18 protein-coding genes are annotated in these 26,882 nt (G+C 64.6%); 7 read left to right on the top strand and 11 right to left on the bottom strand.

Features of this window, described 5'->3' with window-relative positions:
* Positions 1-5 precede the first annotated feature (5 nt).
* The 5 genes from DH08_RS10265 to DH08_RS10245 form a co-directional block, all read right to left on the bottom strand.
* Positions 6-2,225: a 3-hydroxyacyl-CoA dehydrogenase NAD-binding domain-containing protein gene (locus DH08_RS10265; RefSeq protein WP_192179190.1), complete on the bottom strand. Its 2,220-nt coding sequence runs from the start codon at positions 2,223-2,225 to the stop codon at positions 6-8.
* Between the two features lie 23 nt (positions 2,226-2,248).
* Positions 2,249-3,457: an acetyl-CoA C-acetyltransferase gene (locus DH08_RS10260; RefSeq protein ID WP_192179189.1), complete on the bottom strand. Its 1,209-nt coding sequence runs from the start codon at positions 3,455-3,457 to the stop codon at positions 2,249-2,251.
* Between the two features lie 31 nt (positions 3,458-3,488).
* Positions 3,489-4,661 carry an acyl-CoA dehydrogenase family protein gene (locus DH08_RS10255; protein WP_192179188.1) on the bottom strand — a complete coding sequence of 391 codons (1,173 nt, stop codon included), beginning with the start codon at positions 4,659-4,661 and terminating at the stop codon, positions 3,489-3,491.
* A 51-nt stretch (positions 4,662-4,712) separates the two neighbouring features.
* Positions 4,713-6,509: an acyl-CoA dehydrogenase gene (locus DH08_RS10250; protein WP_192179187.1), complete on the bottom strand. Its 1,797-nt coding sequence runs from the start codon at positions 6,507-6,509 to the stop codon at positions 4,713-4,715.
* 278 nt (positions 6,510-6,787) lie between these two features.
* Entirely contained in the window at positions 6,788-7,249 is a 462-nt protein-coding gene (locus DH08_RS10245; RefSeq protein ID WP_192179186.1) for a MerR family transcriptional regulator, read from the bottom strand.
* Between the two features lie 459 nt (positions 7,250-7,708).
* Between DH08_RS10245 and DH08_RS10240 the strand changes: the two genes are divergently transcribed.
* From DH08_RS10240 to DH08_RS10225, 4 genes are all read left to right on the top strand, one after another.
* Positions 7,709-11,674, top strand: a complete 3,966-nt coding sequence (locus DH08_RS10240; RefSeq protein WP_192179185.1) for a peptidoglycan-binding protein — start codon at positions 7,709-7,711, stop codon at positions 11,672-11,674.
* Positions 11,675-11,868: 194 nt separating this feature from the next.
* Complete coding sequence (locus tag DH08_RS10235; protein WP_192179184.1) at positions 11,869-12,792, top strand: TSUP family transporter; 924 nt, start codon at positions 11,869-11,871, stop codon at positions 12,790-12,792.
* The gene (locus tag DH08_RS10230; RefSeq protein ID WP_192179183.1) at positions 12,792-13,583 is read left to right on the top strand and encodes a TIGR02186 family protein; all 792 of its coding nucleotides are present in this window, start codon (positions 12,792-12,794) and stop codon (positions 13,581-13,583) included. The genes DH08_RS10235 and DH08_RS10230 overlap by 1 nt, the downstream gene beginning before the upstream one ends.
* 173 nt (positions 13,584-13,756) lie before the next feature.
* Positions 13,757-15,013, top strand: a complete 1,257-nt coding sequence (locus tag DH08_RS10225) for an Hsp70 family protein (RefSeq protein ID WP_192179182.1) — start codon at positions 13,757-13,759, stop codon at positions 15,011-15,013.
* Positions 15,014-15,018: 5 nt separating this feature from the next.
* Here DH08_RS10225 and DH08_RS10220 read toward each other — a convergent pair whose 3' ends face one another.
* Positions 15,019-15,915, bottom strand: coding sequence for a LysR family transcriptional regulator (locus DH08_RS10220; RefSeq protein WP_192179218.1), 897 nt, complete (start codon positions 15,913-15,915; stop codon positions 15,019-15,021).
* A gap of 280 nt (positions 15,916-16,195) precedes the next feature.
* Here DH08_RS10220 and DH08_RS10215 point away from each other — a divergent pair, with 280 nt between their 5' ends.
* Genes DH08_RS10215 through DH08_RS10205 form a run of 3 tightly spaced genes read left to right on the top strand, consistent with a single transcriptional unit; the run spans position 16,196 to position 20,797 of the window.
* On the top strand, positions 16,196-19,126 hold the full coding sequence (locus tag DH08_RS10215) for a molybdopterin oxidoreductase family protein (protein ID WP_192179181.1): 2,931 nt from the start codon (positions 16,196-16,198) through the stop codon (positions 19,124-19,126).
* Positions 19,123-19,857 carry a 4Fe-4S dicluster domain-containing protein gene (locus tag DH08_RS10210; protein WP_192179180.1) on the top strand — a complete coding sequence of 245 codons (735 nt, stop codon included), beginning with the start codon at positions 19,123-19,125 and terminating at the stop codon, positions 19,855-19,857. Before DH08_RS10215 ends, DH08_RS10210 begins: the two co-directional genes overlap by 4 nt.
* Positions 19,858-19,861: 4 nt before the next feature.
* Positions 19,862-20,797 carry a dimethyl sulfoxide reductase anchor subunit family protein gene (locus tag DH08_RS10205; RefSeq protein WP_192179179.1) on the top strand — a complete coding sequence of 312 codons (936 nt, stop codon included), beginning with the start codon at positions 19,862-19,864 and terminating at the stop codon, positions 20,795-20,797.
* A 3-nt stretch (positions 20,798-20,800) separates the two neighbouring features.
* Here the strand turns inward: DH08_RS10205 and pdeM are convergent, their stop codons facing one another.
* From pdeM to DH08_RS10180, 5 genes are all read right to left on the bottom strand, one after another.
* Positions 20,801-21,517 carry a ligase-associated DNA damage response endonuclease PdeM gene (gene pdeM, locus DH08_RS10200; RefSeq protein ID WP_192179178.1) on the bottom strand — a complete coding sequence of 239 codons (717 nt, stop codon included), beginning with the start codon at positions 21,515-21,517 and terminating at the stop codon, positions 20,801-20,803.
* A 21-nt stretch (positions 21,518-21,538) separates the two neighbouring features.
* Positions 21,539-24,058: a ligase-associated DNA damage response DEXH box helicase gene (locus tag DH08_RS10195; protein WP_192179177.1), complete on the bottom strand. Its 2,520-nt coding sequence runs from the start codon at positions 24,056-24,058 to the stop codon at positions 21,539-21,541.
* Between the two features lie 69 nt (positions 24,059-24,127).
* Positions 24,128-24,988, bottom strand: coding sequence for a C40 family peptidase (locus DH08_RS10190; RefSeq protein ID WP_192179176.1), 861 nt, complete (start codon positions 24,986-24,988; stop codon positions 24,128-24,130).
* Positions 24,989-25,034: 46 nt separating this feature from the next.
* Positions 25,035-25,385, bottom strand: a complete 351-nt coding sequence (locus DH08_RS10185; RefSeq protein ID WP_006202972.1) for a MarR family winged helix-turn-helix transcriptional regulator — start codon at positions 25,383-25,385, stop codon at positions 25,035-25,037.
* Between the two features lie 70 nt (positions 25,386-25,455).
* Positions 25,456-26,820 carry a leucyl aminopeptidase family protein gene (locus DH08_RS10180; protein WP_192179175.1) on the bottom strand — a complete coding sequence of 455 codons (1,365 nt, stop codon included), beginning with the start codon at positions 26,818-26,820 and terminating at the stop codon, positions 25,456-25,458.
* Positions 26,821-26,882 lie beyond the last annotated feature (62 nt).

Genomic DNA, 26,882 nt, shown 5'->3' with positions numbered 1-26,882 from the left:
GCGGATCAGGCGGCCTTCTTCACCTCGCCCTTGGCATAGGGGTCGAAGCGGCCGTAGAAGGTCTCACCTTTCTCGGCCATGTCGAGCAGCAGCTTGGGCGCCTTGAACTCGGCGCCGTATTTCTTCTGCAGGCCCTTGGCGATCTTGACGAACTGCCTGGCGCCGATGCCGTCGATGTAGGACAGCGCGCCGCCGGTGAAGGGGGCGAAGCCGAAGGCGAGGATCGAGCCGACATCGGCCTCGCGCGGATCGGTGACGATGCCCTCTTCCATCACCCTTGCGGCCTCCAGGGCGATGGTGACCAGCAGGCGCTGCTGCAGCTCCTCATAATCGACCTTTTCCGGCTTGAGCTGCGGATAGAGGTCCTTCAGGCCAGGCCATAGCTTCTTCTTGGCCGGCTTCGCCGGATAGTCGTAGAAGCCCTTGCCGTTCTTGCGTCCGGCGCGGCCATGGGTGTCGACCATGGTGTTGATCAGCGCCATCTGCCTGGGATCGACGGCCTTGTCGCCGAGATCCCTGATGGTCTGCTTCATGATCTTCTGGGCAAGATCGATCGCCGTTTCGTCGGTCAACGCCAAGGGGCCGACCGGCATGCCGGCCGCCTTGGCGGCATTCTCGATCATCGGCGCCGGGACGCCCTCGATCAGCATCTTGTAGGCTTCCGACATGTAGCGGAGCACGCAGCGGTTGACGTAGAAGCCGCGCGTGTCGTTGACGACGATCGGCGTCTTCTTGATGGCGCGCACGAAGTCGATCGCGGTGGCCAAAGCCTTGTCGCCGGTCTTCTTGCCGAGGATGATCTCGACCAGCATCATCTTGTCGACCGGCGAGAAGAAGTGGATACCGATGAAATTCTTCGCCCGGGCCGAATTCCTGGCCAGCGCGGTGATCGGAATGGTCGAGGTGTTCGACGCGAAGATCGCAGCCGGCTTCAGCACGGCTTCCGCCTGTTCGGTGGCAGCCTTCTTGACGGCCGAATCCTCGAACACCGCCTCGACGACGAGGTCGCAGCCGGCAAGGTCGGCATAGTCGGCCGTCGGCGTGATCAGCGACAGGAGCTTGTCCTTCTCCTCGGGCTTGGCGCGGCCCTTCTTCACCTGGTCCGACACCAGGCTCTCGGAGTGCGCCTTGCCCTTGGCGGCAGACTCCATGTCGCGGTCGAGCAGCACCACCGGAATGCCGGCCTTGGCTGTGACATAGGCGATGCCGGCGCCCATGAAACCGGCGCCGAGAATGCCGATCTTCTTGAACTTCGTCTCCGGCACGCCGGCCGGGCGGCGGGCTCCCTTGTTCAGCTCCTGCAGCGACACGAACAGCGAGCGGATCATCGCCGCCGCTTCCTTGCTCTGCATGATCTCGGTGAAATAGCGCTGCTCGATGCGCAGGCCGGTATCAAACGGCACCAGCAGACCTTCATAGACGCATTTCAGGATGGCGGCCGCGGCCGGATAATTGCCGTACGTCTCGCGGCGCAGGATGGCGATGGCCGGCGGCCACAGGTTGAAGCCGGCGGGCGAGTAGATCTGGCCGCCGGGCAGCTTGAAACCCTTCTCGTCCCAGGGCTGGACGGCCTTCAGGCCGTTCTTGATCATCGCCTTGGCGGTCTCGACAAGCTTCTTGGGTTCAGCGATCTCATGGATCAGGCCCATCGACTTCGCCTTCTGCGGCGACAGTGTCTGGCCCGTGGTGAGCATCTGCAGTGCCTGCTGCTGGTCGGTCAGCCGCGGCACGCGCTGGGTGCCGCCGGCGCCGGGGAAGATGCCGACCTTGACTTCCGGCAAGGCCATCTTGACCTTGTCTGAGTCGGCGGCAACGCGACCATGGCAGGCCAGCGACAGTTCGAAAGCGCCACCCATGCAGGTGCCGTTGATCGCCGAAACCCAGGGCTTGCCCGACGTCTCCAGCTTGCGGAACAGGCCGGTCATGCGGCCGGCATTGTCGAACAGCAGCCTGGCCGCCTTCTCCGGATCCTTGACCTTTTCCTTGGCAAAGACCGTCAGCATCTTCTGCAGCATGGTCAGGTCGGCGCCACCCGAGAAGCTGTCCTTGCCCGAGGTGATCACCACGCCCTTGAGGCCGGCATCGGCCACGACCTCGTCGATGATCTTGTCGAGTTCGTTCATCACCTCTTCTGTGAAGACATTCATCGAGCGGTCGGGCATATCCCAGGTGACCAGCGCAATGCCGTCGGTGTCGGTCTCAACCGTGAAGTTTGTGTAGGTCATGTCTTTCTCCTTCCGGCCGAAAATCAGACGCGTTCGATGATGGTTGCAGTGCCCATGCCGGCACCGATGCACAGCGTCACCAGCGCGGTGTTGAGGTCGCGGCGCTCCAGTTCGTCCAGCACGGTGCCGAAGATCATCGCGCCGGTGGCACCAAGCGGATGGCCCATGGCGATCGCGCCACCATTGACGTTGATCTGGTCATGCGGGATGTCGAAGGCCTGCATGTAGCGCAGCACCACCGAGGCGAAGGCCTCGTTGAGCTCGAACAGGTCGATGTCCGACAGCTTCATCTTGGCGCGCTGCAAAAGCTTCTCGGTGACGTCGACCGGGCCGGTCAGCATCAGCACCGGCTCGGAGCCGATATTGGCGAAGGCGCGGATGCGCGCGCGCGGCTTCAGCCCCATCGCCTTGCCGGCCTTCTTGGAGCCGAGCAGCACGGCAGCGGCGCCATCGACGATGCCGGACGAATTGCCGGCATGGTGGACGTGATTGACCTCTTCGACCTCGGGGTGCTTCTGCACCGCGACGGCATCGAAGCCGCCCATTTCGCCGGGCATGACGAAGGACGGGTTGAGCGAGGCCAGCGACTGCATGTCGGTCGAGGGCCGCATGTGCTCGTCATGGTCGAGGATGGTGAGCCCATTCTGGTCCTTGATCGGGATCACCGAATTCTTGAAGCGGCCGTCGGCCCAGGACTTGGCGGCGCGCTTCTGGCTCTCGACCGCATAGGCGTCGACGTCATCGCGCGAAAAACCGTACTTGGTGGCGATCAGGTCGGCCGAGATGCCTTGCGGCACGAACCAGCCGGGCAGCCCGACCGAAGGGTCCATGAACCAGGCGCCGCCGGACGCGCCCATGCCGACGCGCGACATCGATTCGACGCCCCCGGCAATGACGATCTCGTCGGCGCCCTGCGCGATCTTGGCGGCGCCGAAATTTATGGCGTCAAGGCCGGACGCGCAGAAGCGCGAGAGCTGCATGCCGGGTGCCTTGGTGTCGTAGCCGGCCTCGAAAGCGGCGGCGCGCGGAATGACGGAACCGGCCTCGCCGACCGGGTCGACGCAGCCGAAGATGATGTCGTCGACGGCGCCGGTGTCGAGCCCGTTGCGGTCGCGCAACGCCTCCAGCACCTTGGCGCCCAGCCTTACCGCCGGCACTTCGTGCAGCGAGCCATCCTTCTTGCCCTTGCCGCGCGGCGTGCGCACGGCGTCATAGACATAAGCTTCGGCCATTTTCATGCTCCTTGGGTTCGCTGAAAGCTGCTCAGAGAGAGCGTCCGATCAGCAATTTCATGATCTCGTTGGTGCCGCCGTAGATGCGCTGGACGCGGGCGTCGCGGTACATGCGGGCGATCGGGTATTCATTCATGTAGCCATAGCCGCCATGCAATTGAAGGCATTCGTCGACGACTTTGCCCTGCAGGTCGGACAGCCAGTATTTGGCCATCGAGGCGGTTACCGGGTCGAGGCCGCCATCGATGTGGCGGGCAACGCAGTCATTGTAGAAGACGCGGCCAATGGTCGCCTCGGTCTTCAGCTCGGCCAGCTTGAACTGGGTGTTCTGGAAGTCGATGATCGCCTTGCCGAAGGCCTTGCGCTCCTTGACGTAGTCGATGGTCAGCGCAAGCGCCCGCTCGATCATGGCAATCGCCCCGGTGCCGATCTGCAGCCGCTCCTGCGGCAATTGCTGCATCAGCTGGATGAAGCCCTGACCTTCCTCGTGGCCGAGGAGGTTGGAGGTCGGCACGCGCATGTCGTTGAAGAACAGCTCCGACGTATCGTTGGCCTTGAGCCCGATCTTATCGAGGTTGCGGCCGCGCTCGAAGCCATCGACCTCGTCGGTCTCGACGACGATCAGCGACGTGCCCTTGGCGCCCTTGGCCGGATCGGTCTTGGTGACGACGATGACGAAATTGGCGAGCTGGCCGTTGGTGATGAAGGTCTTCGAACCGTTGATCCTGTACTGGTTGCCGTCCTTTTCGGCGCGCGTCTTGACGCCCTGCAGGTCGGAGCCGGCACCCGGCTCGGTCATGGCGATGGCGCCGATCAACTCGCCGGTCGCCAGCTTCGGCAGCCACTTCTTCTTCTGCTCCTCCGAGCCGTAGTGGAGGATGTAGGGGGCGACGATCGAATTGTGCAGGCCGATGCCGAAGCCGTCGACGCCGACATGGCCGATCGCCTCGATGATGGCGCTCTCATGCGCAAAGGTGCCGCCGGAGCCGCCATATTCCTCCGGCATCGAGGCACAGAGCAGGCCGGCGGAACCGGCCTTCAGCCAGCTCTCGCGGTCGACCATCTCGTTCTTCTCGAACTCGTCGTAGCGCGGCGCGATTTCTTCCGACATGAAGCGATGCGCCATGTCGTAGAGCATGCCGACCTCGTCCGCCGCCCAGGCGGGCTTCGGCAGGCCAAGAACTTCGGCTGGATTTGTCGCCACGATTTCCTCCGCGTTCCGACAATTGTGGGCCGGCGTACCGGCCCGCCAAACCTAGAACGCTTCCGCCGGCAGCGCCATTAGTGTGTCCGCGCCACTGGAAATGCGGGCGAGATGTGCCGAGGTCTCCGGCATGATCCGCTCCATGAAGAAGCGCGCCGTCACCAGCTTGTTGTCGTAGAAGGACGCCGGACCGTTGGCGCCGTCGGCCAGTTTCACCCGGGCCGCCTTGGCCATCTGCGCCCACATATAGCCCAGCGCCACCAGGCCGAAGAGATGCATGTAGTCGGTCGAGGCGGCACCGGCATTGTCGGGCTTGGCCATGCCGTTCTGCACCAGCCACATGGTCGCCGCCTGCAGGTCGTTGAGGCCCTTTTTCAGCGCCTTGGTGAAGGGCGCCATCTTCTCGTCGGCGCGGTTTTCCTCGCAGAACTCGCCGACCTCCTTGAAGAAGGCCTGCACGGCGCGGCCGCCGTTGAGCGCGAGCTTGCGGCCGACGAGGTCGAGCGCCTGGATGCCGTTGGCGCCTTCATAGATCATGGCGATGCGGGCGTCGCGCACGAACTGGCTCATGCCGTGCTCTTCGATATAGCCGTGGCCGCCGAACACCTGCTGCGCTATGACGGCATGGTCGAAGCCCTTGTCGGTGAGCACGCCCTTGACCACCGGCGTCAGCAGGCTGGTGTAGTCGTCCGCCGACTGGCGATCCTTGTCGTCGCCCGAGCGGTGGGCGATGTCGGACTTGATCGCAGTCCACAGCGCCAGCGCGCGGCCGGCCTCGTTGAAGGCCTTCATGGTCATCAGCGCACGGCGGATGTCGGGATGGACGATGATCGGGTCGGCCTTCTTGTCCGGCGCCTTGGCGCCTGACAGCGAACGGCCCTGCAGGCGGTCCTTGGCGTAGGACACGGCGTTCTGGTAGGCGATCTCCGACAGCGAAAGTCCTTGCAGGCCGACGCCGAGACGGGCCTCGTTCATCATCGTGAACATCGCCTTCAGGCCGCCATTGGCCTCGCCGAGCAACGTGCCTTCGGCCTCGTCATAGTTCATGACGCAGGTCGAATTGCCGTGGATGCCCATCTTCTCCTCGATCGAACCGCAGGAGAGCGTGTTCTTCTCGCCGGGATTGCCCGAGCCATCGAGCTTGAGCTTCGGCACGATGAACAGCGAAATGCCCTTCACCCCCTCCGGCGCGCCTTCGATACGGGCCAGCACCAGATGGACGATGTTATCCGCCATGTCGTGCTCGCCAGCCGAGATGAAGATCTTCTGGCCGGAAATCTTGTAGGTGCCGTTGCCGTTGGGCACGGCCTTGGTGCGCAGCAGGCCTAGATCGGTGCCGCAATGCGGCTCGGTCAGGTTCATGGTGCCGGTCCAGGCGCCCTCGACCATTTTCGGCAGCCAAGTCGCCTTCTGCGCATCGGTGCCGTGGGTGATGATGGCCGCGATCGCGCCTTGCGTCAGGCCGGGGTACATCATCAGCGCCATGTTGGCGGAGACCATATATTCGGCAACCGCGGTGTGCACCGCATAGGGAAGGCCCTGGCCGCCGAACTCGACCGGTGCGGCCAGCCCCATCCAGCCACCTTCGCGATACTGGTCGAAGGCTTCCTTGAAGCCCTTCGGCGTCGTCACCGAGCCGTCGTCATGGCGCACGCAGCCTTCCATGTCGCCGACACGGTTCAACGGGTGCATGACGTTCTCTGCGAGCTTGGCGCCTTCGGCGAGGATCGCCTCGACTACATCGGGCGTCGCGTCGGAGAATCCGGGAAGATTGGAATAGCGCTGGTAGCCCAGCACGTCGTTGAGAACGAACAGCGTGTCCTGGACCGGGGCCCTGTAGATCGGCATGCGTTTCCTCCACCATGCGGTCTTGGCCCAAAATCGTGCCGTGCGCGGCAGACGGACCAATGTTGAAGCCCGGATAGCAAAAATTGACGTTTGCGTAAACGTCAATTTTTGACGTTGCGACAAATTTTCCCTGGCATCGTGCATCGGGACGGTAACGGTCCGTCGTCAAGGACGCCAGCGCAGCGGACGCATCTCTTCGTGAGGGAGTAATGCAAAGAGCCGCGCGGCACGGGCCGCGCGGCTCTCATTGGTCAGGCGGTTTGCCTAATGCCGGCGGATCAGCTGGCCGCGCTGGCTTGCGGCGCCGAACGCTCGGCGAGCATCTGCCGCACGGCGGCCATCGAGCCGCTGAGCTCGTTGATGGCATCCTCGATGAGCGCCCGCTGCTTCTGCAGGCGGGTAAGCTGCTTCTCGGACTTGTCCAGCGCCAGCCGCAGCTGCTTGGTGTTGGAGCCGGTCGGATCGTAGAGATCCATCATTTGCTTGACGTCGCGCAGCGAGAACCCGACCTTGCGGCCGAGCAGGATCAGCTTCAGCCTTGCCCTGTCGCGGCGCGTATAGAGACGGGTCGAACCGTCGCGCTGCGGATTGAGAAGGCCCTTGTCCTCGTAGAAGCGCAAGGTGCGCAGCGTGACGCCGTATTTCTTGGCCATCTCGCCGATGCGGACAAGATCCTCGCCGGCATCGTTCGGTATGTCATTGGTATTGGCCGCGGCTTCGCCGGCCGAAACAAGTTTCATGGTCACTGGCTTTCCCCGTCTGGTGGCATCGCGGTCCGGGACCTTGCGTCGCCTGAGTGGAAGCGGGGGCATGCTTCCAGTCGTGGTTTCAACAAACAAAATCGCAAAAGGCGGGATCTGCGCACCGTTTACGTTTACGTCAATGCTATACCGATAGCCGTCTCATGACGCAAGGGCGTTCTCGGACCAGAACTTTATGCCGCACCCGACAGGCAGTCCGTCAAGGATGTTGCAACTTCTTAAGCTTGGTTAACGCGTTGTTTACCACGTTGGGTGAAATGTGCGCATGTCGGTCACCCGTGTTTATCCTGTAGCGAATTTTTCACGGTTTTTCGAAGCGCGGGTGAAAACCCGGGAGGCTTGTCTTCCACCGCAGCAGAACCGCGCGGTCGTCTTCGTTCCCGGCAGGATTTTGGGGAATCCGGTCACGAGCCGGCCATTCTGAACACGGGCGCATCGATGAACAGCAAGCGGTCCTATCTCGATACACTCAATGCCGGCAGGCAGCGCAAGCCGACCACCACGCTCGAGCAGCTGAACCGCTCGCTCGAAACGCTGGAACAGCGGCTGGAGCGGACGCGCGAGGATACCGCCGAACGTTTCGAACCGCGCCGGCCTGCAGCCGAACCGCGTTACGCCAGCGCCCAGCCCTATAACCAGCAGCGCTGGTACGAGGACCCACAGCCCGCGCCGCGGCCGAAGAGCCCGGCGCCGTCAGCACCTGCCTTCGACCAGAACTATCAGGCGATCGCACGCGACATCGACCGCGTGCGCGGCCAGGAGGACAGCGTCGCCGTGGTCGGCAAGATCGCCGGCGAATTGCGCGGCCTGCGCGAGGAGCTGCGCCACCAGATGACCGCCGGGCTGAAGCGCGAATTCGACGCGCTGCGCAAGGACATCGAGCGGGCCTTCCAGGCAAGCGGGCAATCGGGCGGCCAGGCGGGCAAGAGCAGCGCCGAACTCGGCGTCGAATTCGAGCGGCTTTCGGGCGCCATCCAGACGCTGGCCGAAAAGAGCGACGACAGAAGCGTCAACATGCTGCGGCTCGAGGTGGAGCAAGTCAAGGCGGCACTCGACACGTTGGCGCGCGAGGAGAGCGTGCAGGCGGTCGATCGCCGCTGGGACGACTTCGACCGCCGCTGGAGCGCTTTCGAGGACCGCGTCGACGCCGATCAGCGCAAGCGCTCCGACGGTGCCGGCCTTTCGGCGCTGACCGAGCGGCTCGAGCAGATCAGCAGTGCGGTCAACAATCTGCCGGAATCGCTGTCGCTGCGGTCGCTGGAGGAAAAGGTCCGCACACTTGCCGGCGCCGTCGACCATTTCGTCAGCCAGCAGAGCAATCGCAGCAGCGACACGTTCGGCTTGATCGACGAGCGGCTGGACGAGATTTCACGCGCCATCGTCGCCTCGACCGTCGCGGCGCAGGCCAACGCCTTCGATGCCGAGCCCTTCGAGCGCATCGAGAGGCGGATCGCCTCGCTGGCGCAGCAGATCGAAGAGGTCACGCAGGCTCAGCCAAGCGGTGAAGTCATCGACCGCCTCAACATGCTGTCGAGCCGTGTCGACGAACTGGCCGGTCGCGCCAACCTGCCGGAACAGGCGATGGAGCGGCTAGGCAAGCAGATCGCGCTGATTGCCGACAGAATAGACCGCGCGCCGGCCATGCCGGACGCCGACTATATCTTCCAGGGTCTGGAACAGCGCTTCGACGCGCTGTCCGGGATCATGGAACGCCGCCAGGGCGACGCGATCGAACAGGGCAACATGCTGTTTCGCGATCTCGAGCGGCGGCTGGAGGAAGTTGCCGACAGGCTGGACCAGCGCATGCCGCAGGCCGACAGCGGCGGCATCATGGACGCCATCGATGCCCGCTTCACCGCTTTGGCAAAGCGCTTGGAGACACGGGTTCCCGATCCCGCCAACGAAGCGGCGATCCGTGGCCTGGAGAGCCGGCTTGAAGACATTTCAAGCCGGCTGGAATCGTCGGCCGCGCAGGTCGCCGGCATCGACCCGGCACTCATCCGCAGCCTGGAGGCGCAGGTTTCCGGCCTTTCGGCGCATCTGACCAAGCCCGGCACGCCGCTGCCGGAATTCGAGGATATCAGCCCGCGTCTCAACGAGATCGAGAAGTCGTTGGCCGGAACCCGCGATTCCATCCTCAGCGCGGCGCGCGAGGCGGCCGAGAGCGCAGTGCGCTCGATGGCCGATACGAGCGCCAACACGGCAGCCGTCAGCGGCCTCGCCCAGGACCTGAAGACGCTCGAATCCCTGACACGCCGCTCGGACGAGCGCAATTCGCGCACCTTCGAGGCCATCCACGACACGCTGCTCAAGATCGTCGATCGTCTGGGCTCGCTGGAAACCAGCGAATCGATTGAGGCCGTCAGCGAACTCGTGGACCCGCAGCCAACAGCCAAGCGGAGTACACGCGGCTCCAAGATCGCGGTGCAGGACGCACCGTCGATGGATATCGACCAGCCGCTGCCGTTGACCGGAGACATGGCCGACCTCGATGGCCGCGCCGCCGCCATCCTGCGCAACGAACCGGCTACGCGTGGCGAACCGGTCATGCGTGGCGAACCTGCGCCGCGCTCGCCGGCTGAAGCGGCTGCCGCGGCCGCCATGGCGGCGCTCGGCTCGGACACGATCGCCGACAAGAAAGACACGACCGGCCGCAAGAAATCGATGTTCGGCGGACTGGCCCGCGCCTTCAGGGGCAAGAAGGACACGGATATGCCGCCGCTTGCCGGCTCGGCGCCCGATGCCGACATACCGAGCGTCGATCTCGACGAGCCGCTCGACCCGAAGCTTGCCAACCGGCCGCTGGAGCCAGGCTCCGGCGCACCCGACCTCAACGCCATCATGAAGCGCGTGCGCGACGAGCGCGGCCAGCCGGTCAAGCGCAGCGAGGGCGACGCGGCAAAGTCGGATTTCATCGCCGCTGCCAGGCGCGCCGCGCAAGCCGCCGCCGCCGAAGCCGACGCTTTGAAGCGCCAGTCGACGATGAGTGGACCGGTCAAGGCGCTCAGAATCGGCGACCTGCTCAAGGCGCGGCGCAAGCCGATCCTGATGGCGGCGGCCGCGATCATGCTGGCGCTGGCCGGCCTGCAGCTGGGCAAAGCCTTCTTCTCCGACCCTGCCCCGGTGGCCAGCAACGACATTGCACCGATCGTCGCCCCGCAGCCGGTGGAAACCGCATCGGTCAATGCCGCAAGCGAGCCGAAGGCAGAGGCCATGGCGCAGGACGCGCCGGCCCGTGCCGTCAGACAAGCGGAGCCTTCCGAGCCGACAGTCAAGGACGACATGCTGGCGCAACCCGCCTCCGCCCCGCCATCAGGCGCCGATATGCCCATGGATGCCGTTTCCGAGCCGGCGCCGGCCCCCATGGAATCAGCGGCACCCTCCGATGCAACGGAGCCAACTGCTGCGGCCTCGGCACCTGCGGCCACGGAACCGGCGGATGCGGACAGCCAGCCAATGGCTGCCACGCCGGTCGCACCGACCCCGACCCAGGACACCACGGGTGCCGTTCCTCCCGCCAATACCGCCACGGCAGCAGCCGCGGTCAAGATCGACATTCCGGCCGATGCCGGCCCGCAGGCGCTGCGCGATGCGGCCGCCAGCGGCGACGCCAAGGCGCTGTTCGAGGTCGGCTCGCGCTTTGCCGAGTCGCGCGGCGTCAAGGAAGACATGGCGGCAGCCGCCAAATGGTACGAGAAATCGGCTGAGCTCGGCTTCGCACCGGCGGAATACCGTATCGGCAATTTCTACGAAAAGGGCATCGGCGTCGCGCGCGACATCAAGAAAGCCAAGACCTGGTACCAGATGGCGGCAGCGCAGGGCAACGCCAGCGCCATGCACAATCTGGCCGTGCTGTTCGCCATGGCCGCGGACGGCGTGACCGACAATGAATCGGCGGCGCACTGGTTCCAGGCGGCGGCCGACCTCGGCGTCAAGGACAGCCAGTTCAATCTCGGCATCCTCGCCGCCAAGGGCGTCGGCATGAAGCAGAACCTGGAGGAATCCTACAAATGGTTCGCGCTCGTCGCCAAGACCGGCGACAAGGATGCGGCGGCCAAGCGCGACGAGATCGCCAATGCGCTGCGGCCCGAGCAGTTGGAGCGGGCGCGCTCCGCCACCGAGCTGTGGAAGGCCAAGCCGCTCGACCAGGCGGCCAATTCGGCCGACATTCCCGAATCCTGGCAGGAGGGCACGCCGCAGACGACCGCCAGCATCGACATGAAGAAGGCGGTCAAAAACATCCAGCTCATCCTCAACAAGAACGGCTACGAGGCCGGCGGCGCCGACGGTGTGATGGGCCAGAAGACCAAAGATGCGATCATAGCCTTCCAGACCGATAACAAGATGAAGGCGACCGGCGAAATCGACGCGGATCTGGTAAAGGCGCTGCTGGCGCGCAAATAACGGCATATGCGTCGCTTCCGCGACGCCCTTGCCACACATTTGCCTGTTAACTGATTGAGATGTCTTTTGTTTCGGCGGCGCGGCATGGGTTTCCACCCCGGCCGCGCCGTCGGCGCAAGAAAAAATTGGCTTTTCGGTGCGACACTGCCGCAACGGCTGCAATCGCCGACAGGCAAACTGATCGAGACTGACGGGTGGGCATCTATCTCCCGATCGCGGAAATTTCCGTCAACGTCTTCGTACTGCTGGCCATGGGGGCGGCGGTTGGCTTCCTGTCGGGCATGTTCGGGGTGGGTGGCGGCTTTCTCATCACCCCGCTGCTGATCTTCTACAACATCCCGCCGGCGATCGCGGTCGCCACCGGCGCCAACCAGGTCATCGCATCCTCGTTTTCGGGCGCGCTGTCGCACATGAAGCGCGGCACGCTCGACTTCAAACTCGGCGGGGTGCTGCTCGCCGGCGGCATTGTCGGTTCGACCGGCGGCATCTTTGTCTTTGCGCTTTTGCGCCGGCTGGGGCAGCTCGACCTGTTCATCTCGCTGCTCTATGTTGTGCTGCTCGGCACGGTCGGCGGTCTGATGCTGGTCGAAAGCGTGAACGCGCTGCGCGCCACCCGCAGCGGTGCCGCTCCTGTGCTGAAGAAATCCGGCCAGCACAACTGGATCCACCGGCTGCCGCTGAAGATGCGCTTCAGGGCCTCGAAACTGTTCGTCAGTGTCATCCCGGTGCTAGGGCTTGGCGCCGGCATCGGCTTCCTGTCGTCGATCATGGGCGTCGGCGGCGGCTTCATCATGGTGCCGGCACTGATCTATCTGCTAAAGGTGCCGACCAACGTCGTCATCGGCACCTCGCTGTTCCAGATCATCTTCACCTCGGCCTACACCACGCTGGTCCACGCCACCACCAACCAGACGGTCGATGTCATGCTTGCCTTCCTGCTGATGGCGGGCGGCGTCGCCGGCGCGCAATATGGCGCCAAGGCCGGCCAGAAGCTGCGTGGCGAGCAGTTGCGGGCGCTGCTGGCGATGTTGGTGCTGGCGGTCGCCATCCGGCTTGCCATCGATCTCTTCGTCACGCCGCCCAATCTCTATTCGCTGTCCGCCGCGGGCCTGAACTGATGGCGGGCCTGAAAGCGTTCGCAGCCGCTGCTTTCCTGTCGCTCGCCGCCGCCGCATTGCCTGCGGTAGCGCAAACGCCGCCGGCCGAAAGCATTCAGATCGGGCTGTCGACCGACGCCGTGTCGATCACGGCGGGGTTTTCGGGCGCCGACCTCACCATCTTCGGTTCGCTGGAAAATGCCGATCCGCTCGTCGCGCGCCAGGGGCGCTACGACGTGATTGTCGTGCTCGAAGGCCCGCCACGGCCAGTGGTCGTGCGGCGCAAAGACAGGGTGCTTGGCGTCTGGATCAATCTGGAGTCGGAGACCTTCGAGAACGTGCCGGTCTCCTATTCGGTGGCAACCACGCGCCCGCTGCAGGATGTCACCGATCCGAACAGCTACAAGCAACTGTCGCTCGGCGCCTCCAATCTCTACATGAAGCCAGCTGACGTGACCGACAGCCCGGCGACGATCGAGGAGTTCACCGCCGCGCTGAGGGACCGCAAGACCGCGACCGGCCTCTACAGCGAGAATGTCGGCGGCGTGCAGTTCCTGTCGCAGAACCTGTTTCGCGCCACCGTCAGGCTGGCGCCCAATGTCCCGGTCGGCACCCACAAGGCCCGCGCCTTCCTGTTCAAGAGCGGCATGTTCATCAAGGAGAGCTCGGCCCAGCTCGAAATCCGCAAATCCGGTTTCGAACAGTCGGTCTTCCGCGTCGCGCACGACTATTCCTTCCTCTACGGCGTCTTCGCCGTATCGCTCGCCATGCTCACCGGCTGGCTTGGAAGGCTGATCTTCCGCAAAGACTAGATTTCCTCGCGAAAGCCTGTTCCCCTTTGCGGGCTCATGCGCTAGACCGCCGCCTCCCGGCGCAACAAGCGCACATCACAATCCGGTTCGGCAGAAAGGTCCGGTCACCCGGACATCGGCGCAGCTGACAAGGCTCCGTCCCGCTGCCCCAGAAAAAGCGACAGGAAACTGCGATGCGACCAGCATTCGGGGGTATCGACTTCGGCACGTCCAATTCCACCGTCGGCGTGATCCGCGACGGACAGCCGCGGCTGGTGGCGCTGGAGGACGGCCAGGTGACGCTGCCAAGTGCTGTGTTCTTCAACTTCGACGACAACCACACCTATTTCGGGCGCCGGGCCATCGCCGACTATACCGACAGCATCGAAGGCCGCCTGATGCGCTCGCTGAAGAGCGTGCTCGGCAGTTCGCTGGTGCATGAGAAGACGCGCATCAAGGCGCGCTCGATCGGCTTCATGGAAATCGTCGGGCTGTTCGTCGGCCACTTGAAAGGGCGGCTGGAGGAAGATGCCAAGGCGCCCGTCGAAAACGTGGTGCTTGGGCGTCCGGTGCAGTTCGTCGACGATGACGCGGAAGCCGATGCGAAGGCGCAAGGCGAGATCGAGAACGCAGCGCGCATCCAGGGCTTCAAGCACATTGCTTTCCAGTTCGAGCCGATCGCCGCGGCGCTCGACTACGAACAGAAGGTCACGCGCGAGGAACTGGCGCTGATCGTCGACATGGGCGGCGGCACGTCGGACTTTTCGATCGTGCGCGTCTCGCCCGAGCGAGCCCGCTCGACCGATCGCAAGGACGACATCCTGGCCAACCGGGGCGTCCACATCGGCGGCACCGATTTCGACCGGCTGCTGAGCATCGCCCATGTGATGCCGCAACTCGGCTATCTGACGCCGACCAAGGACGGCAAGCGCAATTTGCCGGCCAGCTATTTCATCGACCTGGCGACATGGCAGCGCATCAACCTCGTCTACACCGCCAGGGCGATGACGCATCTGAGACAAATCCGCTTCGAGGCCGAACGCGCCGACCTGGTCGACCGCTTCATCCATATCGTCGAACATCGCTACGGACATGCGCTGGCAGGTTTGGTCGAAAAGGCCAAGATCGCACTGACGGACCAACCCTCGGCCGGCGTGCAGGTCCCGCTTCCCGACGCGCGCTTCGCCGCAGAAATCACGCGGGCAGGCCTCGAAGCGACGATCGGCGGCGATATCGACAGCGTGACCGCGACGGTCGGCCAGACCATCAGCGACGCTGGTGTAAAGGCTTCCGACATCACCGCCGTGTTCCTGACCGGCGGATCGACGGCAATCCCGCTGGCGAGGCGGCATATCCTGGAACTGGTGCCGCAAGCCTCCGTCATCGAAGGCGACATGTTCGGTTCGGTCGGGCTCGGCCTGGCGCTCGATGCCCAGCGGAAGTTCGGCTGATCCAACTAGGCTGAAGCCATCGCCTTCTCGCTCAGATGGGCCTTCAATGCCATCTGGGCGAGGCTGGCCTGACGGTCGCGGTGGGTGATGATGGCGAAGTCACGCTTCGGCAGGTCGATCGGCACCGAGCGCAGGCTGCCTTCGGCAATCGCGCCGGTGACGACGAGTTCGGAAATGACGGTGGCGCCGGCGCCGGCTTCGACCACCTGACGGATTGCCTCGTTGCTCGGCAGCACCAGGAATATCTGCAGCTCGGCGAGTGAAATCCCCTCGCGGCGCGCCAGATCCTCCAGCACCTCGCGCGTGCCGGAACCGCCCTCGCGGATGATCCAGCGCAGTTCCCTGATGTCGGGGCGGCCCGGCGCGATGTCGGCAATCTCCGGATGCGAGGTGGCGACGACAAGCTTCAGCCTGTCGATGTCGACCTTGGCGCGCCGCAAGATGTCGGATTCGGTGCGCCCCTCGACTAGGCCGAAATCCGCCGTGCCGTCCAAAACATGGGTCTCGACCTGCCTGGTGTTGCCGATGGTGACGCTCAGCCTGACGGCAGGGTACGCCTCATGGAAGGAAGCCAGCCGGCGCGGCAGCCAATAGCTGGCGATGGTCTGGCTGGCGGCGATCGAAAGCGAGCCGGTGACGGTCTGCGAGACATCCTCGAGCACGTTGCTTGCGGCGGCCGCTCGTTCGAGCACGGCCTTGGCCTCTGGCAGGAACCGGCGACCGGTCTGCGCCAGCTCGATGTTGCGGCCGACCCGGTTGAACAGCTGCACACCATGCTGCTGTTCAAGCGCGCGGATGGCGGCCGATGCCGCCGACTGGGAGATGCCCAAAAGCGCTGCCGCCTTGGTCATGTGGCCGCGCTCTGCGACGGCGACGAAGATGCGCAACTGGTCGAGAGTCATGATCAACTAAGAAGCAAATTCGATCGGAATTACAAGAGCAGCTTGTTAGACAGATCAATTGCTTTGTTCTAAATTTTTGCAGGAAGTTGGAAAAAATTGGCGGGACCGCCGCAAAGGTTGGGAAATTGATCGGGCGCTTCAAATCGCTGTTCGCGCACTGGACCCGCCAGGTAAGGCGGCAGTTCGCCGGCGAGCGCTACCACCCTGAACAGCATTACATGCGCGGCCCTGGACCGAAGACGAAAGCCAGGACGGCGAGCGGCAAGAGCGTTCGCGGATCATGAGCTACGGAGCGCCGCGCGGCGCCAATTCCGCACCGTCGCAACGGCCGCTGGCCGACACGCGCGCACCCGACGAAGGCGACGGAGTCGACACCTCGCCGAGCGTTTCCGACAGGATCGCCAAGACCACCTGCTACATGTGCGCCTGCCGCTGCGGCATCGACGTCCACATCAAGGACGGCAAGGTCCGTTACATCAACGGCAACAAGGACCACCCGGTCAATCGCGGCGTGATCTGCGGCAAGGGCAGTTCCGGCATCATGCAGCATTACAGCCCGGCACGGCTGAAGAAGCCGCTGCTGCGCGCCGGCCCGCGCGGCTCGGGAGAATTCCGCGAGATCGAATGGGAGGAAGCCTTTTCGATTGCGACGGAGCGGCTTTCGTCGATCCACCGGACCGATCCGAAGAAACTTGCGTTCTTCACCGGGCGCGACCAGTCGCAGTCGCTGACCGGCTGGTGGGCGAGCCAGTTCGGCACGCCGAACTTCGCCGCCCATGGCGGCTTCTGCTCGGTCAACATGGCGGCCGGCGGCCTCTACACGATCGGCGGCTCGTTCTGGGAGTTCGGCGAACCCGACTGGGACAACACCAAATACTTCATGCTGTTCGGTGTCGCCGAGGACCATGATTCCAATCCGATCAAGATCGGCCTGGGCAAGCTCAAGGCGCGCGGCGCCAAGGTAGTCTCGATCAATCCGTGCCGCACCGGCTACAATGCGATTGCCGACGACTGGATCGGCATCCGGCCCGGCACCGACGGCCTGTTCGTGTTCGCCCTCATCCACGAACTGCTCAAGGCCGGCCGCGTCGATCTCGATTATCTGCTGCGCTACACCAACGCGCATGTGCTTGTCGTGCAGGAGCCTGGCGCTGCCGATGATGGGTTGTTCATGCGCGATGGCGCCGGCAATCCGCTGGCCTGGGACAGGGTGGCGAAGACGTCTTTCGCCGCAGCCGACCCAAATGCAAAGCCGGCGCTGACCGGCAGTTTCACCGTCGACGGCCGTCGCTGTGTGCCGGTATTCCAGCTCGTTGCCGACCGTTATCTCGACGAGAACTATTCGCCCGACGCGGTCGCCGAGCGCTGCGGCATTCCCGCCGACACGATACGCAAGGTCGCCGCCGAGTTGGCGCATGTCGCGTTCGAACAGACTATCGAGTTGCCGGTGGCGTGGACCGACTGGGCTGGCCGCCGCCATGAGACGATCAAGGGCCGGCCGGTGTCGATGCACGCCATGCGCGGTATCTCGGCCCATTCGAACGGTTTTCACTCCTGCCGCGCCATTCATCTGTTGCAGGTGCTGCTCGGCACGGTGGACGTGCCGGGCGGATTCCGCTTCAAGCCGCCTTATCCCCGCCCGGCGCCGCCGGGGCCGAAGCCCGCGGGCAGGAATGTTCAGCCGATGACGCCGCTCGAGGGCATGCCGCTCGGCTTCGTCTGCGGGCCGGACGATCTCTTGGTCGACGAGGCCGGCACGCCCATCCGCATCGACAAGGCCTATTCCTGGGACGCGCCATTGGCCGCGCACGGCCTGATGCACACCGTCATCCGCAATGCCTGGGCCGGCGATCCCTACCGGATCGACACGCTGTTGATGTACATGTCGAACATGGCCTGGAATTCCTCGATGAACACCGTCGAGACCATCGCCATGCTGACCGACGCAGACGAGGAGGGCCGCTACAAGATCCCCTTCATCATCTATTCCGACGCCTACTATTCCGAGACGGTGCCGTTCGCCGATCTGGTGCTGCCCGATACGACCTATCTCGAAAGACACGACTGCATCAGCCTGCTCGACAGGCCGATCAGTCACGCCGACGGTCCGGGCGACGCCATCCGTCATCCGGTGGTCGAGCCGGACCGCGACGTCAGGCCGTTCCAGTCGGTGCTGATCGAGCTCGGTGCGCGGCTCGGCCTGCCCGGCTTCATTAACGACGACGGCTCGGCCAAGTACCGCGATTATGCCGACTACATCGTCAATCACGAACGCACGCCCGGCATCGGGCCGCTGGCCGGCTGGCGCGGCAGGGACGGGACGGCGATCGGCAGCGGCGCGGTCAATCCGGACCAGCTGCAGCGCTACATCGACAATGGCGGCTTCTGGCATCACGACTTCGCTGATGACCAACGCTACTACAAGATGGCCAACCGCTCCTATCTCGACTTCGCCGAGCAGATGGGGTTCATCCCGAAGGCCGAGCCAATCGTCTTCCAACTCTATTCCGAGCCGATGCAGCGCTTCCGCCTCGCCGCGCGCGGCCATGGCCGGGTGCAGCCGCCGGAAGCCGAGCGGTACCGCATCGAGACCTATATGGACCCGCTGCCGTTCTGGTACGCGCCGTTCGAGGAAGCAGCCGTCGACCTCGAAAAGTACCCGTTGCATGCGCTGACGCAGCGGCCGATGCACATGTACCATTCCTGGGGTTCGCAGAATGCGTGGCTGAGGCAGATCACCAGCCAGAACCGGCTGTTCGTGCACCACCAGACCGCAGCCGGGCTTGGCCTTGCCGATGATGACTGGGTGTGGATCGAGAGCATCAATGGCCGTGTGAAGGGACAGATCAAGCTGGTCGACGGCGTCAACCCGGATACGGTGTGGACCTGGAACGCCATCGGCAAGCGCCGCGGCAGCTGGGGGCTGAAGGACGACGCTGCCGAGTGCAATCGCGGCTTCCTGCTCAACCACATCATCGGCGACCAGACATCCGCCGATGCGAACGGCAAGCGCTATTCGAATTCGGACCCGGTCACCGGACAGGCGGCGTGGTTCGACCTGCGCGTGCGCATCGTCAAGTGCGCGGCGGAAGAAGCCGGTTTCACCGAACCGCAGTTCGAACGCTTCCTGCAGCCGCCGCGTTTCGAGCCTGCGCCCGATACGCTTCGCTTCGGCGCCGAATTCCGCATGAACAGGGAAGCCGCCGAATGACCTGCCTTCCCGCGCACACCGACAAAAGGCTCGGCCTGGTCATCGACCTCGACACCTGCGTCGGCTGCCAGGCCTGCGTTACCGCCTGCAAGGAGTGGAACACCGGCGGCCACATGGCGCCGCTGACAGACATCGACCCCTATGGCAGCAATGTCGATGGCGTCTGGTTCAACCGCGTGCACAGCTATGAGCACACGACCGAGATGGGCGGGCGGACGGTCAACTTCCCGCGCTCCTGCCTGCATTGCGAGACGCCAGCCTGTGTCACCGTCTGCCCGACGGGAGCCTCCTACAAACGGGCCTCGGACGGCATCGTGCTGATCGATGAGGACAAGTGCATCGGCTGCAAATTGTGCAGCTGGGCCTGCCCCTATGGGGCGCGCGAATTCGATACCGATGTCGGCGTCATGAAGAAATGCACGCTCTGTGTCGACCGCATCTACAACGACAATCTGGCCGAGGAAGACCGCGTGCCGGCCTGCGTCGCCGCCTGCCCGACCAGCGCGCGGCATTTCGGCGACCTCGGCGACCCCGCCTCGGCGGTTTCTCAGTTGGTGGCGGATCGCGGCGGTGTCGACCTGATGCCCGAGATGGGCTATCGCCCGACCAACAAGTACCTGCCGCCGCGTGCCCACACCCAACGCGCCGCTTCGGTGGCCGCACCCGCGCTCGAGCCGGTGCGGGCCGAAGGCGGCTTCCTCGGCTGGGTCGACCGCATGCTTTCGAACTGACCCGATGCATCCAGCCTTTTCCGTCGTCTTCTTCACCACCGCCACCGGTGCCGGCTACGGCCTGCTCGCGCTGCTTGGCGTGCTCGGCGGATTGGGCTTAATCCCACCTGATTTCTGGCTCGGGCTCATCGGCATGGGGCTGGCGCTCGGCCTGATCGCCGCCGGCCTGCTGTCGTCGACCGGCCATCTCGGCCGCCCTGAAAGAGCCTGGCGCGCCTTCTCGCAATGGCGCAGCTCCTGGCTGTCGCGCGAGGGCGTGTCGTCGGTCCTGACCTTCATTCCGGCCGGCCTGTTCGGCATCGGCTGGGTGTTTTTCGGCCGCACCGGTGGCTGGGTCACCTTGGCCGGATTGCTGACTGCCGTCGGCGCGATCGTCACCGTCTGCACGACAGGCATGATCTATGCCTCGCTGAAGCCGATCGCCCAGTGGCATAGCCGCTTCACTCTGCCTGGCTATCTGATCTTCTCTGCGATGACCGGCAGCCTGCTGTTGAACGCACTGCTGCAAGGCTTCGGCATCGACTCGAACACCCTTCTGGCAACTTGCTTGCTGCTGATCGTTCTCGGGTGGGGCTGGAAGCTGGCGACCTGGCACCACAATGACCGGCTGGAAATCCCGACCACGGCCAACACCGCGACCGGACTTGCCGGCGGCACGGTGCGGTCGCTCGAATGGCCGCACACCGAGGAAAACTATCTGCTCAAGGAGATGGGTTTTCGTATCGCGCGCAAGCACGGCGCAAAGCTGCGGCTGGTCACGCAGATTTTGGCCTTCGCCTTGCCCGGCTTGCTGTTGCTCGCGGCGATCTTTCTGCCTTGGCCGTTGGCGGCGATCGCATCGGTACTCGCAGCCTTCGCCCAGTTCGCAGGCATGCTGGTCGAGCGCTGGCTGTTCTTCGCCGAGGCCAAGCACACGGTCACTTTGTACTATGGCAGATAGGTTTTACCCTGGCCTAAGCATCGAGCCGGAAATGGCGAAGATGCGCTCGGCGCCCAGCATGTAGGCCATCAGCGTCTCGCGGCGGAACAGGCCGGCATAGGCACGGTCGAGCACGTTGAGCGAGCCCGTATAGGCGCCGAAGGCCGGCATGATCATGCGGCCGCCGTCACCGGCAAAGCAGCGCCGCCGCACCGAGCGACCGCGCTGGACGATACGGGCGCAGGGATGCAGATGGCCTGATATCTCGCCTTCGACTCGCACCTTTGAAGGCTCGTGCCGGAACAGCAACGCGCCGATGGCGAGTTCGCGCACGGTGTCACCAGGCAGATCGGCCGGCCCGTCCGGATCATGGTTGCCGGCGACCCAGAACCAGTCGCGGCCTGATATCAGCGCTTCCAGGCGCTCGCGGAAGCTTTGATGCATGCGCTCGGCGCCGCCGCCGTCGTGGAAACTGTCGCCGAGGCTGATGACGATCGCCGGCTGATAGTCGGCGATCACCGCCTGCAGCCGGAGCAAGGTGGCGCCGGTGTCATAGGGAGGGATCAGCGCACCGCGGCGGGCATAGGACGAGCCTTTTTCCAGATGCAGGTCGGTCACTGCCAACAGCCGAAGCTCGGGAAAATAGAGCACGCCACGCGGATCGCAGACGGCACGCTCGCCGGCGATGCCGACCAGGTCGGCCTCTGCCATCAGCGACGTGCGCGCCAGCGAGAAATTCATGCTCCCATCACTCTCAGTTCATCACCTTCGGCCCATCGCCTCCTCGACCAGATCGGCGGCTTCCATCAGAAGCGTCTCGTTGGCGCCGCCATTGACCGGTTCCTTGCCGATCTCGAGCATCACCGGTATCGCCAGCGGCGAGATCTGGTCGAGATGCTTATGCACGATTCGGCCGCGCACACGCGAGAGCATCTCGGCAAGTCTGCTGACATCGAGCAGACCGGCGGAGGCGTCGGTGCGCGTCGCCTGCAGCAGAATATGGTCCGGCTCGTGGCTGCGTAGCACGTCGTATATCAGGTCGGCCGACACGGTCACCTGCCGGCCGCTCTTCTCCTGCCCGGGGTAGCGCTTCTCGATCAGCCCGGCGATCACCGCGCAGGTGCGGAAGGTGCGCTTCAGCATCCAGCTGTCGTTCAGCCAGGCTTCGAGATCGTCGCCCAGCATGTCCTCGTCAAACAGCGCTGCCAGCGACGGTTTCTTCGCCTTGAACAGCGCCGCCATGTCGTCCAGCGCCCAGACGGCCAGCGAATAGTCGGTGGCGACGAAGCCGAGTGGCCGGGCGCCTGCCCGCTCCAGCCGTCGCGTCAAGAGCATGCCGAGCGTCTGGTGCGCCAACCGGCCCTCGAACGGATAGGCGACCATGTAGTGGCGGTTGCCGCGCGGAAAGGTCTCGACCAGCAGGTCGCCGCGCTTCGGCAGCACCGACTTCTCCTTCTGCAGCCGCAGCCAATCGGCGACCTGTTCCGGCAGTGCCTGCCAGCGGTTGCTGTCGGCCAGCATGCCGCGCACCTGTTCGGCGAGATAGGTCGACAGCGGAAACTTGCCGCCGGCATAGCTTGGCACGATTATGTTGGCGCCGGCGCCGCTGGAGACGACGCATTCGTTCTCGCGGATGCCTTCGAAGCGCAGCACCTTGCCGGCGAACAGAAAATTGTCGCCAGGGCGCAGCGTCTCGGCGAAATACTCCTCGATCTTGCCGAGCACCGGCCCGCCGCGGCCAGCCATGCCGCGCCCCTGCCGGACATAGCGGACATTGAGTTCCGGCATCTCGACGATGGTGCCAACGTTCAACCGGTATTGCTGGGCGACGCGCGGATGCGAGACGCGCCACAGCCCGTCGACCGTCTTGCGGATGCGGGCGTAGCGCTCGTAGTTCTTCAGCGCATAGCCGCCGGTGGCGACGAAGTCGACGACGCGGTCAAAAGTCTCGCGCTCCAGGGCCGCATAGGGTGCCGCACTACGCACCTCCTCGAACAGAAGATCGGCATCGAAGGGCGCACCGCAAGCGACACCCAGCACATGCTGCGACAGCACGTCGAGCGCGCCCTTGATCAGTGGTGGTGTGTCCTGCGCGCCGAGATAATTGGCGTCAAGCGCCGCCCGGCATTCCAGCACCTCGAAGCGGTTGGCCGGAATCAGGATCGCCTTCGACGGTTCGTCCATGCGGTGGTTGGCGCGGCCGATGCGTTGCGCCAGCCGGCTGGCGCCCTTCGGCGCACCGACATGCACGACCAGATCGACATCGCCCCAGTCAATGCCGAGATCGAGCGTCGAGGTGGCGACGATGGCGCGCAGTGCGTTCTCGCCCATAGCCTTCTCGACGCGCCGGCGCTGGCCGACATCGAGCGAGCCGTGGTGGAGCGCGATGGGCAGCGAATCCTCGTTGGCCCGCCAGAGTTCCTGGAACAGCAGTTCGGCCTGGCTGCGGGTGTTGACGAACAAAAGCGTCGTGCGGTGCTTTTTGATCGCCTCGTAGATCTCGGGGATGGCGTAGCGGGCCGAATGGCCAGACCACGGCACGCGTTCTTGTGAATCGAGAATGGAGATGTCGGGCTTGGCACCGCCGACGATGGTGATAAGCCCAGCCATATGGCCCAGCGGGTTCTGGCTAACCAACCAGCGCCGCAACTCGTCGGGTTCGGCGACGGTGGCTGACAGACCTATGGTCTGCAGCTTGGGCACATAGTTGCGCAGCCGCGCCAGACCGAGCGCCAGCAGGTGCCCGCGCTTCGAGATCACCAGCGAGTGCAGTTCGTCGAGCACCACGTAGCGCAGATCCTCGAAGAAGCGCCTGGCGTCGGGTGCCGCGATCAGCAGCGCCAGTTGTTCGGGCGTCGTCAGCAGGATGTCGGGCGGCACCAGCTTCTGCCGCTGGCGCTTGTGCGAAGGCGTGTCGCCGGTACGCGTCTCTATGGTGACGGGCAGGCCGATCTCTTCCACCGGCTTGCCGAGATTGCGCTCGATGTCGACGGCCAAAGCCTTCAGCGGCGAGATGTAGAGCGTGTGGATGCCGCGATGCGCCTGGCCCGGTTTTCGCCTGGGGCGATTGGCCAGTTCTGTCAGGGACGGCATGAAGCCGGCCAGCGTCTTGCCGGCGCCGGTTGGAGCGATCAGCAGCACGGATTGCCCGGCTTGTGCCCTCGCCAGCAACTCGATCTGGTGGGCGCGCGGCGACCAGCCTTTTTGCGCGAACCATCTGACGAACGGTTCGGGCAGGACGACGGCGGCATTCTGTTCGGCAAGGCGCGGCTGCTCTGTCACGCGCCAGAGGTAGCGCGACAGCGCTCGATCGCCAAGCAGAATCGGAACAAAAGGTGATCGGCCGCAGTGCTACGGCCTTCGAAACCCCGTCGGGCCGCCATAGAGATAGCCGATGCGGGCGATGGCGTCCTTCAGCCCTTCGCGCGACACCAGCATGGTGTGGCCATTGGCGTGGATCATGGTGTCGGCGTCGGTCATGATGGCGACATGGCCCTTCCAGAAGACGAGGTCGCCACGACGCAGCTCGTTGAAATCCGGGCCGGGTTCGAGCGGCTCGCCGATGGTCGCCGCCTGCATGTCGGAATCGCGGAGCACGCCCTGGCCTGCCATGCGCATCGCCAGTTGCACGAGGCCGGAACAGTCGATGCCGAAGCCCGAGGCACCGCCCCAGAGATAGGGTGTACCGAGAAAGGTCTCCGCGACCGATACATAGTCGGCAGACTTAGCCGCGATCGGCCTGAGATGGCCTGCAATGACCGCCTGACCGGAGGGCAGCAGTGCATAGTGCGTGCCGCGGGTTTCCGCGGCACCCGTCACCGTCACCGCCGACCCCATCGATAACTGCCCGCTGATCGGAAAGCGCAGGTCGGGACCGGGATAGAGGAAGGTGCGCGGCACCGAGACGGTATGGGTCGGCGGATGGTCCCTCGCTCCCAGCACGGTGTCGGTGACATAGCCGACATAGCCGTCGCGCTCGGCCTGTATCCAGGCCCAGCCTTCCTTCTCCTCGAAGACGAGGACATCTTCGCCGAACAGGGCCTGGGTGTTGACCCCGGCATCCCAGCTCGGCGCCTTGCGGATATCGGCCACGGAAACCGAAATCCGCGCCGGCTGGCCGGCGACGAAGCGGTCGGCGGAAACTTCACCTTTCAATCGCGCATCGGCGAGATCGGCGCGAAAAGCGTGAAGGCGGGCATCCCTGGCGGTCAAATCGGCAACTCGTCTTAATCGGTAAGGTGGGTAAATCGACAATTGGTCAGATGGGCAGTTCATGGGCCCGGGCAACGATACCATCGCCGAAGCGCTCGACAAAGAGCGCACCCTCGACCGTACGCCTGATCAGGACGTTGCGCTTGTCGAGTTCGTCGCGATGGCGCGACACCAGTTTCAGCGCGCCCATCGTATCGAGCGCGCGGGTGATGACCGGCTTGGTGACGTTGAGCCTTGCGGCCAGCCCGCGCACCGTGTGCGGCGGCGGATCGAGATAGATGGTGAACAGGATCGCCGTCTGGCGCATGGTGAGATCGGGTGCGCCGTCGCGCACCTGCGACAGCATCACCTGCTGCCACAATCGCATGGCCTGACTCGGGCGCATCGAGATCGACATCCGCCCAGCATGACGCCAAATTGTTTCGGTTCCGTTTCAGTTTCGGAGTTTTGCCGGCTGCTCCGCATGATCAGCCGTAACGTGTCGAGATGATCCGCTCCAGCGCGCGAATGCCTTGCGCCTCGCCGCCGGCGACGCCGTGCGGGCGATCGGACGGGTTCCAGGCGAAGATGTCGAAATGCGCCCAGCTGTGAGTCTTCTCGACGAAGCGCTTGAGGAACAGAGCAGCGGTGATCGAGCCGGCAAAACCGTCCGTGGTGACGTTGTTGATATCGGCGATCTTCGACGACAGTTTTGCATCATAGGGCCGCCACAGCGGCATGCGCCACAACGGATCCTCGACCATGACGGAAGCTGCCGCGAGATCGTCCGCCAGCGCCTCGTCGCCGGTGTAGAAGGGCGGCAGGTCGGGACCGAGCGCGACGCGGGCCGCTCCGGTCAGCGTCGCCATGTCGACCAGCAGTTGAGGTTCGTCGTCGTCGGCCAGCGCCAAGGCATCGGCCAGCACCAGCCGCCCCTCGGCGTCCGTGTTGCCGATCTCGACGGTGATGCCCTTGCGGCTCGTCAGCACGTCGCCCGGCCGGAACGCATTTCCCGCAATCGAATTCTCGACCGCGGGGACGAGCACGCGCAGCCGCACGTACAAGCCAGCGGCCATGATCATCGAAGCGAGGCCGAGCACATTGGCAGCGCCGCCCATGTCCTTCTTCATCAGCAGCATGCCCGACGACGGCTTGATGTCGAGACCACCCGTATCGAAGCAAACGCCCTTGCCGACCAGCGTCACCTTCGGCGCCCCCTCCGGTCCCCATCTCATGTCGATCAGGCGCGGCGCATCGGATGATGCGCGACCGACCGCATGGATCATGGGGAAGTTCTCCGCAAGCAGGTCGTCGCCCCTCGTCACCGACACCACGGCCTGATGCTCAGCGGCCAGCATCCGAACCGCCACCTCCAAATGGTCGGGCCCCATGTCGCTGGTCGGCGTGTTGACCAGATCGCGCGTCAGGAAAACGCCGTCGACGATGCGGCCGACGCGCGCCGCATCGGCGCCGGATGGCAGGGTGAAGCGCAGCGCCTTGCCTGGCTTCTTGCCGTAGCGGGTAAAGACATAGCCGCCGAGCGCCAGCGCAATGGCCGCGAGTTCGGGCTCCGCGGGGTCGGAGGCAAAATGCCAGTCGCCTTCCGGCAAGGCTCGCGCCAAGGCACCGACGGCAAGCATGCCCTCGCCGTCGCCGATGCCGAACAGCGCGCCGGCAAGCGCGCCGCTCTCGCCGGGAACGACAAGCGTCCTGCCGGCTTCACCGGAGAAGCCGTTGGCCTTGGCCCAGGCGATCGACGACGGCGCGAGACCGGCTGCTTCCAGATCGCCCTTTGCCACCAGATGCACCGGCAAGGCGGCCTGCAGCGTGCGTTCGACAAGTTCGACAGGCATTCGATGATCTCCGGCCGGTCGCATCGCGAGTCGGCGTTTCTTAACTGTCCGTTAGGGTTAAC

The organism is Mesorhizobium amorphae, from assembly GCF_014843845.1.
Taxonomy (GTDB): Bacteria; Pseudomonadota; Alphaproteobacteria; order Rhizobiales; family Rhizobiaceae; genus Mesorhizobium; species Mesorhizobium amorphae_A.
This window is presented reverse-complemented; position numbering and strand designations above follow the sequence as displayed.